This window comes from Sediminicoccus rosea (assembly GCF_033547095.1).
GTDB lineage: Bacteria > Pseudomonadota > Alphaproteobacteria > Acetobacterales > Acetobacteraceae > Roseococcus > Roseococcus rosea.
On the sequence record NZ_CP137852.1, the window covers coordinates 218,743 to 233,418 of the forward strand.

The window sequence follows — 14,676 nt, forward strand, 5'->3', positions numbered from 1 at the left end:
TTCTGAACCGGAAGTGAACCGTGCTTCCGCCAGGGTAATGAAATTGTCAAAGCACTTCCTGAACTTACACAAGATTTATCCGCTTTCCGAGATTCCGCCAAGGTCTTGAGGAGCCGCCTTATCCAAGGATCCAGCCGATTCTGCACAACGATGCTGCAGAGCAATACAAAAGGATGGGCAGCCCCCCAGCTGAGCCGCGCACCTGAAAAACATCGCGTGTGCGCTTTTTTGGAGCGGTCTGACGAGCGGTCTCTATTATTGCGACCGCTGCGCCGAGATCGTCCCGACGATCCGGCCGACCAGGTCCCGGATCGAGCGGTTGCCGCCCATGGTGGTCAGCGGCAGTTCCACCCCCGTCCGCTTCTCGACGCCGAGGCGCAGTTCCAGCGCCATCAGGGAGTCCAGGCCGATGTCGATCAGTGGTCGGTCGGGCTCCACCGCCTCGGGCGGCAAGCGGAGGATGCGGGCCACCTCCTCCCGCACCAGGCCCAGCAGCGCCTCGGTCGCCGCCTCGGGCGAGAGGGCGGAGAGGTCGAGCACCTCCTCGCCGCCCTGCGTGCCGGTCTGGCCCTGCTCCGCGAAGACATCGGCGAAATACGGGGACCGCAGCACGGCGAGCTTGTTCGCCGCGGGGGACCAGCGGATCACGGAATAGGCGCTGACGGCCGGCGCCGCCGCCGGGTCGGCCAGCAGGGTGCCCAGATGCGCCAGCGCCTCGGCCGAGGTGACGCCCGAGACGCCGGTGGCGGCGCGCAGCCGCTCGGCCAGCCCACGCGTGCGGGCAATGACGCCGACATCCGAGATCGCGCCCCAGCAGACCGCCAGCGCCGGCACGCCCCGCGCCCGCAGCCCCAGCATCGCCCCCTCCAGGAAGGCATTGCCCACCACATAGGCAGATTGGCCCGGACTGCCGACGAAGGTCGTCGAGGAGGAATAGGCGACGAGGTATTGCAGCGCATCCCCCGCGATCGCCGCCTCCACCGCGCGCATGCCGGTCACCTTGGGCCCCAGCACGCGCGCGATCTTCTCGGGCGCGAGGCCGAGGATCATCCCGTCCTCCAGCACCATCGCGCAGTGGATGACGCCGGCGATGGGGCCGAGTTCGGCGCGCCAGCGGCCAAAGGCGGCCGCGACCGCCGCGGCGTCGGTGATGTCCAGCGCCTCGGTCCGGAGGTCGGTGCCGGCGGCGCGGGCCTGCGCCACGCGTGCGGCCATCGCCTCGTCCACCGCGCCGCGGCGGGAGACGGCGACGACCGTTCCCGCCCCCTGCGCGGCGAGCCAGAGCGCGGTCTCCAAGCCGAAGCCGCCGGTCCCGCCCAGCACCACATGCACGCCGGGCGCGGGCTGGAAGCGCGCCGGTGCCGGCGCCGGCGGAACCGCGGTCATGCTTGGCCGCACCAGGATCTTGCCCAGGTGGCCGGAGGCCTGCATCAGCCGGAACGCATCCGCCACGCGCCCGCCCTCGAAGGCGAGGTAGGGAATGGGCCGCAGCCGCCCCGTCTCGAACAGCACCATGATGACGCTGACCATGCGCCGCACCGCCGCCGGGTCATGCGCCAGAAGCTGGTCGATGTCGGCGCCGATATAGGTGATGTTCTTCACGAAGGGCCGCAGGCCCAGGCGCGTGTTGTCGTAGAAGTCCCGCTTGCCGAGCTCGACGAAGCGGCCGAAGGGACGGACGAGGCGCAGTGCCGCGCGCATCGCATCGCCCGCGACCGAGTTCAGCACCACGTCCACGCCGCCCACCGCCGCGCGGATGCGGTCCTCGACATCCGGCGCGCGGGAATCCACCACGTGGTCGGCGCCCAGATGCCGCAGCAGGGCGCGCTTCTCCGCCGTGCCGGCCGCGGCGACGACGATCGCGCCGTGCGCCTTGGCGATCTGCACCGCCGCCATGCCGACGCCGCCCGCGGCCCCCTCGATCAGCACCGTCTCGCCGCGCTTCAGCGCCGCGCGCTCGATCAGGCCGAACCAGGCGGTGACGAAGGCGACCGGCACGGCGGCCGCCGCCTCCTCCGGCAGCACCTGGCCCAGCGGGAACAGGCGGTCCGCCGGGAGCGTCAGGTGGGAGGCGAAGGCCTGGGCGCCGAAGCCCATCACGGGATCACCGGGCTGGAAGCCTTGCACCCCCTCGCCCACGCGCAGGACATGGCCGGCGAATTCGAAGCCGAGCGAGCCGCTGGTCAGCCCCTCGCCCAGGATCTCGGAATCCAGCACGCCGAGGCCCAGCATCACGTCGCGGAAATTCAGGCCGGTCGCGGTGACCGCCAGCTCCACCTCGCCCGCGCCGGGGGCAAGGCGCGGGGCCAGGGCCCAGGCGAAATCCTCCAGCCCGCGCGGGCCGATGCCGAGCAGGCTGCGCTCCTCCGCCGCCAGGGCACGGGCGCGCGCCTCCATCCGGCGCGCGGCGCGCGGCACCAGGGCGCCCTCGGCGGTGAGGCGCAACTCGCGCTCCAGCAGCGGCTCGGCGAGGTGGCGGCGCAGCGCCGCCGCCATCACGGCGGGCGGGGCATCGGGCGTCCAGGCCAGGAGGCAGGTCTCGACGGCCGGGAACTCGTTCATCAGGCAGCGCGCATAGCCCGCCATGGCCTGCGCCATGGGCGTGGGCATGCCGTCCGCCCCCTGTTCCAGCGCCACGTAGAGGCGGGCGGTCGCCTCGCCCTCGCTGAGCGCGATGGCCAGCTCGCGCAGGCGCAGCATGCGCTCGCCCAGGGCCGCCGCCTCATCCATCGCCACCGCGGGGGCGGACTCGATCAGGGCGGGCAGGCCCTCGCCCGGCACGGCTTCCGCGACCCAGGCGGCCGCCTCGGCCGGGGTCTGGACGGGCTGGGGCATGAGGCCGGCCAGACGGGCGGCGAGGCCATCGCCCTCGCCGCCGAGCAGGGCGAAGGTGTGGCGCCGCGCGCCCTCGGCCTCCGCCGGGCGGCGCGGCGGCTGCGCGAAGACCAGCCGCTCGCCCGAGGCCGGCAGGCTCGCCTGGCGCAGGGCGACGAAGCCGCGCTGCACCAGCGCCTCATCCGCCTCGGAGGGATAGGGCCAGGCGCCCACCGGCTGCTCCGGCGAGGGCGAGAAGCGGAACCAGCCGGGCGTCGCGGCATGCAGCACGTCGATCGCCGGGTGGTGCGGCGGGATCGCGACCAGCAGCGGCGGCGCCGCATCGCCCAGGCCCGCCAGCAGGTCGAGTGGGCTTGGCTGCCCGCCATCCAGCGGCGTGACGGCGGCGCAGAGGGCAAGGTCGAACACCGCCCCGCTCCGCTGGGCATCCGGGCCCAGCACGGGGACGGCCCGGGCGGCGCCGGCGCGGGCCAGCAGGCGCTCGGCCGCCTCCACATCGGCGGCGAGGATGGCGAGCGAGATCTCGCCCGCGCGGGCCCGCGGCAGCAGGCGCGGCAGCAGCCCGCCCAGGCCCGGCTCCAGCAGCACGAGGCGCAGCCGCCCGCCCTCGCCGGGCGCGGCGAGGCGGTCCACCACCGTCGCCAGCGCGTCCAGGCTGGGCGCGGCGAAGACGGAGGCGCTCATCACCGCGTCGAGCATGTCGGCATTGGGGGGCGCATCCTGCCCTGTGGCGAGGATGGCGGGCAGCGCCTCCAGCGTGTGCAGGGCAAGGCGGAGATCGGCGCTCGCCTCCGGATGGCGCGCGGCGAAACCGGCCAGGGCCGCGCCCGGATCGGCCAGGCCCTGGGTGAGCACGGGGATGGCCTGCGTCGCGGCGAGCTGCTCGGCCTCCTGCCGGGCATCCGTCAGGGCGCGCCAGATGACGCGGGCGGGCGGAGCGATGGGTCCGGCGAGGCCGGGGCTGCGCTCGGGCGCGCGGCCTTCGGCCACCATGTTCACCACATGCCCCGCGATGTCGAGCGCGAGGCCGATCAGCCCCGCGCGCGCCGCCGTATCGGCCGCCGGCAGCGGCCGGGCGAGCGCCTCCGCCATGGCGGCGGTGAGGTCGGCCGGGCCGGCGCGCCAGGGCTGGAGGCGCTGCTCGATGATGCGGTCCGCCTCGCGCCAGGCGGCGAAGGTCACGCGGCGCATCACCACGCCCTCGCCCCGGCCGACGAGGCGGCCATCGGCCGAGAGCAGCTCGATGTCGAAGACTCGCGCATCGGCGGTCTGGCGCGTGAGGCGCGCCACGGAACGCACCACGGGCTCGCCCGGCACATAGAGCGAGAGGCGGCCGATCCGCACCGGCAGCTCGCCCAGCACCTGCCCTGGCTTCTGCGGGATGCCGAGGAAGATGCCGTGGAAGGCGGCGTCATAGCTGGCCGGCTCGATCACCAGGGTGTCGGTGAAGAAGCCGAGATCGGGGGCGGTGCCGGAGATCTCGGTGATGACCGTGTTACCGGCGGCGCGGGCGGAGCGCGCCGCGCGGAAGGCCCCGCCATAGCCCAGGCGGCAGGCGGCGGTGGCGGCGTAGATCGCCGCCGCGTCATGCGCCTCGCCGCCCGCCGGAACGGGCTGCGGCTGCGGCTGGGCAGCGGGCTCGGGCAGCAGGATGGCGCGCGCATGCAGGGTGAAGCCGGCGCCCGCATCCAGCCGGGGCCGCGCGCGGATCTCCACCACGCGCTCCGCCTCGTGCCAGAGGATGCTGAGTTCCTGCGCCTGTTCCAGGCTCAGGGCGCGCAGGATGTCGAGGTCAAGGATGCGCAGGCGGCTCGTGCCATGCACCTCGCGGCCCACGGCCAGCATCATTTCCATGTAGGCGGTGGCAGGGACGATGACCTGCCCATCCACCTTGTGCCCGGCCAGGAAGGGCTGCGTCGGCACGCTCAGCATATGGCGCCATTCCGGACCGCCGGGGGCGAGGCGCGCGCCGATCAGCGCATGCAGCGGCGCGCCGCCATGGCTCGGGCCATAGATGCCATAGGCCTCGGGCGTCGCGCCGATCACGTATTCCTGGCGGTCCCAGCGCATCAGCGGCAGGTCCCGCACGCCCGGCGCCGGGCCGGTGGCCAAGGGGGCGCCCGCGAGGGGAGCGCCCTTCACCACCGCCTCGAGCAGGATGCGGGCGATCGGGTCCGCCTCCTCCGCGCCGCGGCCCTGGGTGAGCGTCGCGATCGCGGCGGCGCGCACCCCGGCATGGCGCGCGACATCGGCCACCAGCGAGCCCAGGATCGGGCGCGGGCCGATCTCGATGAACAGCTCCGCCCGGCCCAGCGCCGTCGTCACCGCATCCTGGAAGAGCACGGGCGCGCGGATGTTGGACCACCAATAGGCGCCATCCAGCGCCGCGCCCGCCACCTCCGCCCCGGTGACGGAGGAGATCATCGGCACGCGCGTCGGCCCGGGACGCAGCCCGGCCAGCGCCGCCACCGTCGCCTCCCGTCCCGGATCGAGGATGCGGCTGTGGAAGGGGTAGGCCACGTCGAGCGTGACGGAGGCGATGCGCGCGCGCCGCGCCGTCCGCAGCACCTCCGCCAGGGCCTGGCTGGTGCCGGAGAGGGTGGTGGAGCCGGGCGCGTTGCGCGCGGCGATCTCGACCTCGTCCGTGCCGGCCTCGGCGATGATCTCGGCCGCGCGCGTGGCGTCGCAGGCCAGCACAGCCATGCCGCCCAGGCCCTGCACCACCTCCTGCCCCGCGCTGCGGACCACGATGAGCCGCGCCGCATCCTCGGGCGAGAGCGCGCCGGAGGCGGCGGCCGCCGCCACCTCGCCCACCGAATGGCCGAGCACCACGTCGGGCCGCAGGCCTTCCGCCGCCAACGCGGCGCAGAGCGAGAGCTGGATCGCCATCAGCAGCGGCTGCATGGCGCTGGTGGCGGCGATGCGCTGCGCCACATCCTCGGCCAGCATGGTCTCCAGCGGGCAGATGCCGCCGGCGGCGCGGATGCGTGCGGCCCATTCGTCGAAGGCGGCACGGAAGACGGCATTGCCGTGATAGGCGGCGCGGCCCATGCCCGGCCATTGCGTGCCATTGCCGGAGAAGACGAAGGCGATGCGCGCCTGACGGGCGATGGCCTCGCCCACCGCCAGGTCGGGGCGGGCGAGATCCGGCTCCATCAGCGCCGGCGGCACGACGCCGCCCTGCGCCAGGTCCAGCACCAGGCGATGCGGCAGCCGGTCCCGCCCGGCCTGGGCGGCCGCGGCCACGGCAGCGGCGCCGAGCCGCTCGACCGGTTCCAGATAGGCGGCGGCCAGCTCCCGCAGGGCCGCCTTGCTGTGCGCGGAGATGACGAGGTAGCGGGCCGCGGCGCCCGCGGCTTCCCCCGTGGCGGGGGCCGGGCGCTCCGGCGCGGTGCCGATCACGGCATGGGCGTTGGTGCCGCCGAAGCCGTAGTTGCACAGACCGGCCAGCAGCGGACCCTCGGCCGCCAGCTCGACCGCCTGCGCCGCGGGGGCGAGGCCGAGGCCGGCCACGTCGATGTCGGGGTTCAGCTCCTCCAGGTAGAGCGTCGCGGGGTAGCGCCGGCGCTCCAGCGCGAGGACGAGCTTCGCGAGGCCGGCCATGCCGGAGGCGGATTCCAGGTGGCCGATATTGGACTTCACCGAACCCACCGGCAGCGGCGCGCGGCGATGCCGGCCAAGGGATTCCCCGATGGCGCGTGCCTCGATCGGGTCGCCCACGCGGGTGCCGGTGCCATGCGCCTCGACGAAGGCCAGCGCATCGGGCGAGATGCCGGACTGGCGGTAGATGGCCTCCAGCAGGTCCCGCTGGCCGGTGAGCGACGGGAGGGAGATGCCGTTGGTTCGGCCGTCGGAATTCACGCCGATCGCGTGCAGCACGGCACGCGGGCCGGCGGCGCCGAAGCCCCCGCCAAGGCCGGACCCGGCGCGCGCCAGCACGAGCATGACCGCGCCCTCGGCGCGCACATAGCCATCGCCCTTGGCGGAGAAGGGCCGGCAGCGTCCGGTGGGGGAGAGCATGCCGGCGCGGGAGAAGCCGATGAAGGGCGCCGGCGAGGAAAGCATGTTCACGCCGCCGACCAGAGCGAGCTCGATCCGCCCCGCCTCCAGCGCCGCCGCCGCCTGGGCGAGCGCCACGATGGAGGAGGAGCAGGCGGTGTCGAGCGTGAGGCTCGGCCCCTTCAGGTCATAGGCGTAGGAAATCCGGTTGGAGACCAGGGCCAGGCTGTTGCCGGTCATGAAATGGGCGTCGAGCGCCGAGACGTCGAGCAGCGGCACATCGGCATAATCGGTGGCCGAGGCGCCGACGAAGACGCCCACCTGCCGCCCGGCGAGGCTCGCGGGCGCGATGCCGGCATCCTCCAGCGCCTCCCAGGTCACTTCCAGCAGGACGCGCTGCTGCGGGTCCATCTGCTCCGCCTCGCGGCGGGACATGCCGAAGGCCGCGGCGTCGAAGGAGAGCCCCTCCTCCAGATAGCCGCCCGCGAAGGTGTAGGCGGTGCCGCGCGCGGTGGTGTCGGTGCTGAGGAAGCGCTCGGGCCGCCAGCGATCCGCCGGCGAAATGTCCCGCACGGCCGATCCGCCCGCCTCCAGCAGCGCCCAGAGTGCGCGGAGGTCCGCCGCCCCCGGGAGCCGGGCGGCGAGGCCGAGGATGTCAAGCGGAGCAGGGAAGTTCAGGATCAACGCAGTGTCCAGGAGGGTTGGGGTGGCGAGGATCGGCGCCATGCGGGCGCCCATCCCGGGATGGTCTCGTGCGGCTGGTTCAGTCTGGGCGTATCATCCCCTGAACGTGCTGGGCTGGCGCACTGGCCGGCCCCCTCTGCTGCCCTCCTCACTCCGATGGCTTGGAACCTCTGGACACACCTTGGCAAGACGGATTGAACAAGAGTTTTCGGACCAGACTGCTCCTGGCAGGCGAATCCCGACAGGCAATAGGCAACAGGCGATTCTCAGCAGGCGCGGTGTCGCGTGCGCATTGTAACAGAGGGGCGTCGTCATTGCCTTCCCCTTACAATCGGATACGCTATTTTCATCTCTCGATTCAAGTTTCCCCAATCCCCGCTCCCGCCCATGGGGCCGCTCAGCCTGGAGGCCGGATGGTGAAGGAGGCGCGGCGCGCCCTGCCGGGAGGCACCCTCGATGACTGAGGCCGGGCCCGGCTGGGCGCTCGTCACCGGCGGTTCCAGCGGCATCGGCGAGGCCTTGGCGGCGGGGCTCCTGGCCCGGGGCCTGCGCCTGGTGCTGGTCGCGCGGGATGCCGGCCGGCTGGCGGCCGCCCAGGCGCGGCTGGCGGCGGGGCATGCGGGCGGCCCGCCGATCGAGACGCTGGCGCTGGATGTGGGGGAGGCGCCGGCGGTGGCCGCCGCCATGGACGGGCTGGTCGGGCGCCTCGGACCACCCGCCTGGGTTGTGACGAGCGCGGGCATTGCGTTGCCCGGCCGCTTCCTGGACCAGCCCCTGGCCGAGCACGAGGCCCAGTTCCGCGCCAACTACCTCGGCACCCTCAACATCCTGCATGCGCTGGCACCTTCCATGGCGCGGGCCGGGCGCGGGCAGGTGGTGCTGCTTTCCTCCGCCGCGGCGCTCGGCGGCTTCGCGGGCTATGCCGCCTATGCCCCCTCCAAATGGGCGATCCGGGGCCTGGGGGAGATCCTGGAGCTGGAGCTCGGCGCCCATGGGGTGCGGGTGCTGACCGCCTTCCCGCCCGACACCGACACGCCGCAACTGGCCGAGGAGCGCGCCCGTCGCCCGGCCTTCACGGCGCGCTTCGCGGGCGGCGGCACGGCCCTCAGCCCGGCCTTCGTGGCCGCGCGCATCCTGGGCGCGGCCGATCGCGGCGCCCGGCGGGTGGCGCCCGGCTTCGGCGCCAGCCTTCTGCTCTGGGCCGGGCGCCCCTGGGCGCGCTATCTGGAGGCGGCACAGCGCCGGCTGCTGCGCCGGCACCCCGAGGATTCCCGCTGACGTGAAGCGCCTCTCCCTCCAGCCGCCGATCATCGAGGAAGCCGGCCCGGGCTGGCTCATCCCCGCGCATCCTGAGCCCCTGGCCAAGGGTCCGGGCGGGCTGCGCCTCGCCATGATGGCGCGGCACAGCCTGATCGGCGTCTGGACCGCGGACAGCTACGCGGCGCGGGATTTCGCCTACCGCCTGCTCCGCCGCCAGGTCTGCGTCTTCAACGACCCCGCCTCCATCAAGGCGGTCTTCGTGGCGGGGGCGGACCGGTTCGAGCGCAAGGGGGCGATGATGCGCCGCGCCCTGGCGCCCCTGCTGGGCGACGGGCTCTTCATCTCCGACGGCGAGACCTGGCGCCGGCGCCGGCCGCTGGTGGCCGACATCGCGCACAAGACGCAGGTGCCCTTCTACGCGCCGATGATGACCGGCGCGGTGACCGACATGCTGGCCGGCTGGCACGAGGGCGAGGCGATCAGCCTGCTGCCCGCCATGGCGGAGCTGACGGCGCAGATCATCGCGCGATCCATCTTCGGGACGCGGCTGGGGGCGGAGGCGCTCTCCGGCATCGTGCACGGCTTCGGCCGCTACCAGGCGGGCATCGACAGCTTCAACCTGCCCTTCTTCCTGGGCGCCGCCGAGGGCTGGCCGGTCGGTCGCGGCCGCGCGCTCCGCGCCGCCATCGCCGAGGTGCATGGCGTGGTGGAGCATGTGATCACCGAGCACGTCGCCGGCCGGGGCGAGCATGGCTCCATGGTCGACATGCTGGTGCGCCGCATGCAGCGCAGCCCGGAACTCGGCCTCGACGTGCAGGCGCTGCGCAACGAGGCCGCGACCATCTTCATGGCCGGCCACGAGACCACGGCGGCGACGCTCACCTGGGCCTTCTACCTGCTCGCCAAGGCGCCCTGGGCCGAGGCGTCGCTGCATGCCGAGCTGGATGCCGTGCTGGGCGGGCGGGAGCCCACCGCCGACGACGTGGCGAACCTTCCCTATGCCCGCGCCGTGATCGAGGAGACGCTGCGCCTCTACCCGCCCGTGCCCATCCTGCCGCGCCAAGCGCGGGAGGCGACGCAGGTGGGCGACATCGCGGTGGAGAAGGATGCGCTGGTGCTGGTGGTGCCCTGGATCCTGCACCGCTCGCCCGACCTCTGGGAGCAGCCGATGCATTTCCGGCCCGAACGCTTCCTCGAAGGCCCGGCACCGGTGCCCTACAGCTACATCCCCTTCTCGGCCGGGCCGCGCATCTGCGCCGGGCTGAATTTCGGCCTGACCGAGGCGATCCTCTGCCTCGCCATGGTGGCCCGGGCCTTCCGCCTGCGCCTCGCGCCCGGCTTCACGGCCGATCCGGTCTGTCGTCTGTCGCTCAGGCCGCAACACCCGATCACGGTCCGGCTGGAGCGACGGGGTTGAACGAGACGCCGAACCAGCCCGTGCCCGACCGGCGCGCGCCCACCCTGCTGAACCGGCTGCTCGACCTGTGGGAAATCACGCTCTACCAGGTGTTCCGCCGGCTGCCGATCGACCTGGCCCCCACGCTCTCCCGCCGCAGCACCGTCCGCAACATCCGCGAGCAGCGGCCCTGGGTGGTGGAGCGCGCGCGCGCCAATCTGAAGCGCCACCGCCCGGAGGCGAGCGACGCCCAGATCGAGACCTGGGTGAACAACTTCCTGGACAATCTCGGCCGGCAAGTGGGCGAGGTGGCGACGGTGGGCCGGCAGCATGCTGCCGGGCGCATCGAATTCGTCCAGCCGGTCAGCGTTCGGGAGAGGTGGAACCGGAGGCCGATCCTCGCCATCGCCGTTCACACGGGCAATTGGGAGGTGATGGCCGAAGCCTTCACCCTGGCCGGCCTGAGCGTCGCCATCATCCCGATCGAGTGGGAAAGCCGCGGTCAGGACTGGATCCTGGCGGATCTGCGCCAGCGCAACAGCATGCGCCTCTTCCCGAAGGACCATCGCGGGCTGCGCGCCATGCTGCGGGAAATGCAGGAGGGCGGCATCTTCTCCATCTTCGTGGATGAGGTGCGCGACGGGAAACTCATGGGCCCGCTCTTCGGCCGCGCACCGCACATGGATGGTAATCTCGGCGTTGCCGCACGGCTCGCGCGCCGCTTCAACGCGCCGGTCGCCCTCTGCTACGTGACACGCACGCCGAACAACCATTTCCGCGTGTTCTTCGGGGACCCGATCGACCTGCCTCCCGACACGAAAAATCCACTGGACGATGTGCGCTTCCTGAACGACCTGATCGAGCCGGTAATCCTGGAGCGGCTTGATCAGTGGTTTTTCCTCGATGATGAATTCTGAGCCCGGAGACGTCGCCGTCGGCCCGCTGCCGCCCGGGCCGCTGGGCGATCACGTCCTGGACCTGGCGGCGACCGGCCGCGCGGGGCTGGCGGCCTTGCTGGGCGATGCGCCGCAGCGCCATGCCCTGTTCCGGCGGGGAATGCGGGCCGACCGCTTCCTGGTGGCGACGGTGAATGGCGAACTGGCCGGCTATCTCAGCCTGAAATACGCGGGCCAGGGGCCCTTCGCGCCCAGTCTCGGTGATTTCATCCGCTGCCAGGGCTGGCGCCGTGGCCCGCATGCCTGGGCGGTGTTCTCCTGGATCGAGGCGCGCACGCAACCGCGCCCGCGCGGCGCCTACGTCTACGGGATGGATGTGCTGAAGGCATGGCGCGGCCACAAGCATGGGCGGGATGTGGGCGGCGCGCTGATGGCCGCGGCGATCGAGGCGATGACGCGCCTCGGCTACACCAGCCTCGACATGGAGGTCCGCCGCCCGACCGCCCGCGCCCTGGCGCGGCGGGCGGGCGCGGTGCCTGCCGTGGCGCCGCGCCTCTCCCTCACCCGGCTGCTCATGGCCACGGCGGGAGAATACGAACGCCTGACCATCCCCCTCACGCCGGAGGCGCGCCATGGCCGGCCATGACCTGAACCTGGCCGCGCTGCATGATCCGCAGGCCTTCGCCGAGGAGCAGGCGCGGCTTGGCAGGGTGTGGACGCTGCTCGGCTTCACCACGGACCTGCCGCGGCAGAATGACTGGTTCCGCGCCGTGCTGGGCGGGCGCTCCGTCTTCATCCAGCGCTTCGCGGAGGGGCTGCGCGGCTTCGAGAACCGCTGCGCGCACCGCTCCTTCCCGCTGCGAACGACGGAGCGCGGCAACGGCCCCGTGCTCTGCGGCTTCCACCACTGGCGCTATGATTCCGAGGGCCGGGCCGCCGGCATTCCCAATTGCCAGGACGCCTTCGGCACGACGCCGCGCGAGCTCGATCGCCGCCTCGCGCCGCTCGATGTCGCCTGCTGCGGGCAGCTGATCTTCGCGCGCTTCCCGGGCGCCACCGAGACGCTGGAGGAGTTCCTCGGCCCGCTCTTCGAGGTGCTGGCCCTGCTCTGCGCCGACCTTGGGCAGCAGCGGCGCGCCACGCTGTCGGCGCGGATGAACTGGCGCATCAGCCAATGGATCAGCATTGACGACTACCACCTGGCGGCGGTGCATCCGAAGAGCCTGCCGACGGGCCGCCGCTACCTCCGCCGGACGGAGCTCGGCTATCACCGGATCGGCCGGCACAGCGCCTATTTTCACCGCCAGGATGCCGGCGACGTGGCGGACTGGCTGGACGAGCTGCGCGGCAAGCGGCCGGTGCGGACCGGCTATCGCGTGGTCCATCTCTTCCCCAATGCGGCGATCACCTACCTGCCGCGCCTCTTCGTGTTGCCGCGGGTTGCGCTGCCCTTCCCCTACCTGCTGATCCAGCGCCATGTGCCCGTCGCGGCGGATCGCACACATCTCGAGGCGACCACGGCGGCGGTGGCGGGGCTGCCGCGCCATGCTTCCTGGCTGATGCGGCTGATCGCGCCCTTCGAATGGGCCCGCCTGCCCTTCGTGCAGCGCCGCATGCTGCGCGTGCTGCGCGAGGACCAGGCGGTCTGCGAGGCGATGCAGACCGGCGCCGCGCAGATCGCGCCCGATCCGCTCTATGGCGCGGCCGAGGCCCGGATCGCCTGGTTCGACGAGGCCTATGCCGCGGCGATGCGGCCCGAGGCTTCACCGGGATGAACCAGCCCCTCGTCCTCGATGTCTCGCGCCTGCTCTGGCGCGCGGTGCGCGCCGCACCCGGCGGCATTGACCGGCTGGAGCTGGCCATGGCGCAGCATCTGCTGCGCGAGGAACCCTCGGCGCGCTTCGTCTTCACCGATGGCGGCGTGGTCCGCGTGCTCAAGCCTGCCATGGCCCGCCGCCTGGTCGAGGGCGCCTCGGCCCGCTGGTCGGGCCATCCGCGCGATGCCGCCTGCGGGCGTGTCACGGCCTATCTGGCCGGCGCGGAGGACGCCTTCCCCCCGGCCCGCGCCCGCCTGGCCGACCGGCAGGTGCCGCTGGTGGATCTGGGCCGCAACCTGCTGGCCGGGCTGCTCTACCGGCGCGGCGTGCCGCGCACGGCGGAGCCGGAGGCGCTGCAGGGCGCCACCTACCTGAACCTCTCGCACCGCAACCTGGATGACGCGAAGCTCTTCGCCGCGCTGTCCCGCGCGGGCCACCTGCTCTGCTACCTGCATGATGACATCCCGCTGCGCCGCCCGAACCTTGCCGCGCCGGGCAGCGACCAGCGCTTCCGCCGCATGCTCCGCCACCTGGGCGAGAGGCCGGTGCGGATCGTCACCAATTCCGCCGCCTCCCGCCGGCGGATCGTCGAGAGCGCGGCGGCGCATGGCCTGCGCCTCGCGCGCGTCGAGGTCATCGCGCCGCCGGTCGCGGAGCTCTTCACGCATCGCACGCCGCCTTCCGTCGCGGGGCGCCGCTTCTTCCTCGTTCCCGGGCTCGTCACCGCGCGCAAGAACCTGGCCCTGCTGGCCGAGGCCTGCCGCGCCATGGCCGGGCGGCGCGACTTCGACCTCATCCTGGCCGGCGCGCCGGGGCTGGATGCGGCGGAGGTGCTGGCCGGGCTCGGCGCCATGCCGCCCGGCATTCGGTTGCTGCGTGCCGAAGGATTGAGCGACCACGCCATGGCCCGGCTGGTGCGCGCGGCCATCGCCGTGCTGGCGCCCTCGCTCGAGGAAGGCTTCGACTACCCGGTGCATGAGGCGCTGGCCTCGGGCGTGCCCGTCATCGCCTCCGACATTCCCGCGCATCGCGAATATGTCGCGGGCTATGCGGAGTTGCTGGATGCGCGGGACGTGGCGGGCTGGGCCGCCGCGCTGGCGGATTTCGCCGCGGGCGGGCCGCGCCATGCGGCGGCCCGCGCGGCAGCCGGCCGCTTCGCGGCGCCGAGCCCCGCCCGGCTGCTGCGCGGGATGACGGAGCTGGCGCGCGCCACCTGACACGCTTGTCGCACGCCGCGAGACGCGCCATCCTGTTTTTTAAGATAGGCACAGCCTATCGAAGAATAAGAATGAGCGGATTGGTGCCGATCATGCGGCGCCGATAGGTTCCACAACACAGGACGGGATGGCCCCGAACCTGAGATCCTCACGGAGACTCGAAATGTCCAAGCGCTTCACCCTCGCCGCCCTCGCCGCCCTGCCCATCGCCTTCGCCTCGATGGGCGCCCAGGCGCAGATGGCGCAGTATTGCGAAGGCCGCATCGTGGCCAACGCCTTCTACGCCAATGTGCAGAGCAACGGCTCGCGTTCCACGGTGCCGTATTTCGTGCAGCTGCAGAACCGGTCGGGCGAGGCGATCCGCTACACCGTGCGCTTCACCGCGCCGCACATCATGGGCGCGCAGAACGGCAGCACCGTGGCGCATCTGGCGAGCTACCAGCAGGTGACGGTGCAGCTCGGCACGCAGAGCTTCAACAACCCCTCGGGCACGGGCCAGCTCAGCCAGGCGGACATGGCCCGCTATACCCAGGTGCAGTGCCCGCGCTAGGGCCTGACCGTCTTTGGTGGAA

8 protein-coding genes are annotated in these 14,676 nt (G+C 72.9%); 7 read left to right on the forward strand and 1 reads right to left on the reverse strand.

Annotation, left to right across the window (positions count from 1 at the left end):
• Positions 1-255: 255 nt before the first annotated feature.
• Positions 256-7,560: an SDR family NAD(P)-dependent oxidoreductase gene (locus tag R9Z33_RS01000; protein ID WP_318649435.1), complete on the reverse strand. Its 7,305-nt coding sequence runs from the start codon at positions 7,558-7,560 to the stop codon at positions 256-258.
• Between the two features lie 414 nt (positions 7,561-7,974).
• On the opposite strand from R9Z33_RS01000, the gene R9Z33_RS01005 reads away from it, so the two are divergent.
• The 7 genes from R9Z33_RS01005 (at position 7,975) to R9Z33_RS01035 (ending at position 14,654) form a co-directional block, all read left to right on the forward strand.
• Positions 7,975-8,796, forward strand: a complete 822-nt coding sequence (locus tag R9Z33_RS01005; protein WP_318649436.1) for an SDR family NAD(P)-dependent oxidoreductase — start codon at positions 7,975-7,977, stop codon at positions 8,794-8,796.
• A 1-nt stretch (position 8,797) separates the two neighbouring features.
• A complete protein-coding gene (locus R9Z33_RS01010) occupies positions 8,798-10,195 on the forward strand; it encodes a cytochrome P450 (RefSeq protein ID WP_318649437.1) in 1,398 nt (465 codons plus the stop codon).
• Positions 10,192-11,091 (forward strand): lysophospholipid acyltransferase family protein, encoded by a 900-nt coding sequence (locus tag R9Z33_RS01015; RefSeq protein WP_318649438.1) that lies wholly within the window; start codon positions 10,192-10,194, stop codon positions 11,089-11,091. Before R9Z33_RS01010 ends, R9Z33_RS01015 begins: the two co-directional genes overlap by 4 nt.
• Positions 11,081-11,716, forward strand: coding sequence for a GNAT family N-acetyltransferase (locus tag R9Z33_RS01020; protein WP_318649439.1), 636 nt, complete (start codon positions 11,081-11,083; stop codon positions 11,714-11,716). Before R9Z33_RS01015 ends, R9Z33_RS01020 begins: the two co-directional genes overlap by 11 nt.
• A complete protein-coding gene (locus R9Z33_RS01025) occupies positions 11,703-12,845 on the forward strand; it encodes an aromatic ring-hydroxylating oxygenase subunit alpha (protein ID WP_318649440.1) in 1,143 nt (380 codons plus the stop codon). The genes R9Z33_RS01020 and R9Z33_RS01025 overlap by 14 nt, the downstream gene beginning before the upstream one ends.
• Complete coding sequence (locus R9Z33_RS01030; RefSeq protein WP_318649441.1) at positions 12,842-14,104, forward strand: glycosyltransferase; 1,263 nt, start codon at positions 12,842-12,844, stop codon at positions 14,102-14,104. Before R9Z33_RS01025 ends, R9Z33_RS01030 begins: the two co-directional genes overlap by 4 nt.
• Positions 14,105-14,267: 163 nt before the next feature.
• Positions 14,268-14,654: a hypothetical protein gene (locus R9Z33_RS01035; protein ID WP_318649442.1), complete on the forward strand. Its 387-nt coding sequence runs from the start codon at positions 14,268-14,270 to the stop codon at positions 14,652-14,654.
• The last annotated feature ends 22 nt before the right edge of the window (positions 14,655-14,676 follow it).

Excerpts from the sequence above, each read along its gene's own strand:
- R9Z33_RS01000 (WP_318649435.1), bottom strand. The coding sequence starts at position 7,560 with ATGGCGCCGATCCTCGCCACCCCAACCCTCCTGGACACTGCGTTGATC.
- R9Z33_RS01005 (WP_318649436.1), top strand. The coding sequence starts at position 7,975 with ATGACTGAGGCCGGGCCCGGCTGGGCGCTCGTCACCGGCGGTTCCAGC.
- R9Z33_RS01020 (WP_318649439.1), top strand. The coding sequence starts at position 11,081 with ATGAATTCTGAGCCCGGAGACGTCGCCGTCGGCCCGCTGCCGCCCGGG.
- R9Z33_RS01025 (WP_318649440.1), top strand. The coding sequence starts at position 11,703 with ATGGCCGGCCATGACCTGAACCTGGCCGCGCTGCATGATCCGCAGGCC.
- R9Z33_RS01030 (WP_318649441.1), top strand. The coding sequence starts at position 12,842 with ATGAACCAGCCCCTCGTCCTCGATGTCTCGCGCCTGCTCTGGCGCGCG.
- R9Z33_RS01035 (WP_318649442.1), top strand. The coding sequence starts at position 14,268 with ATGTCCAAGCGCTTCACCCTCGCCGCCCTCGCCGCCCTGCCCATCGCC.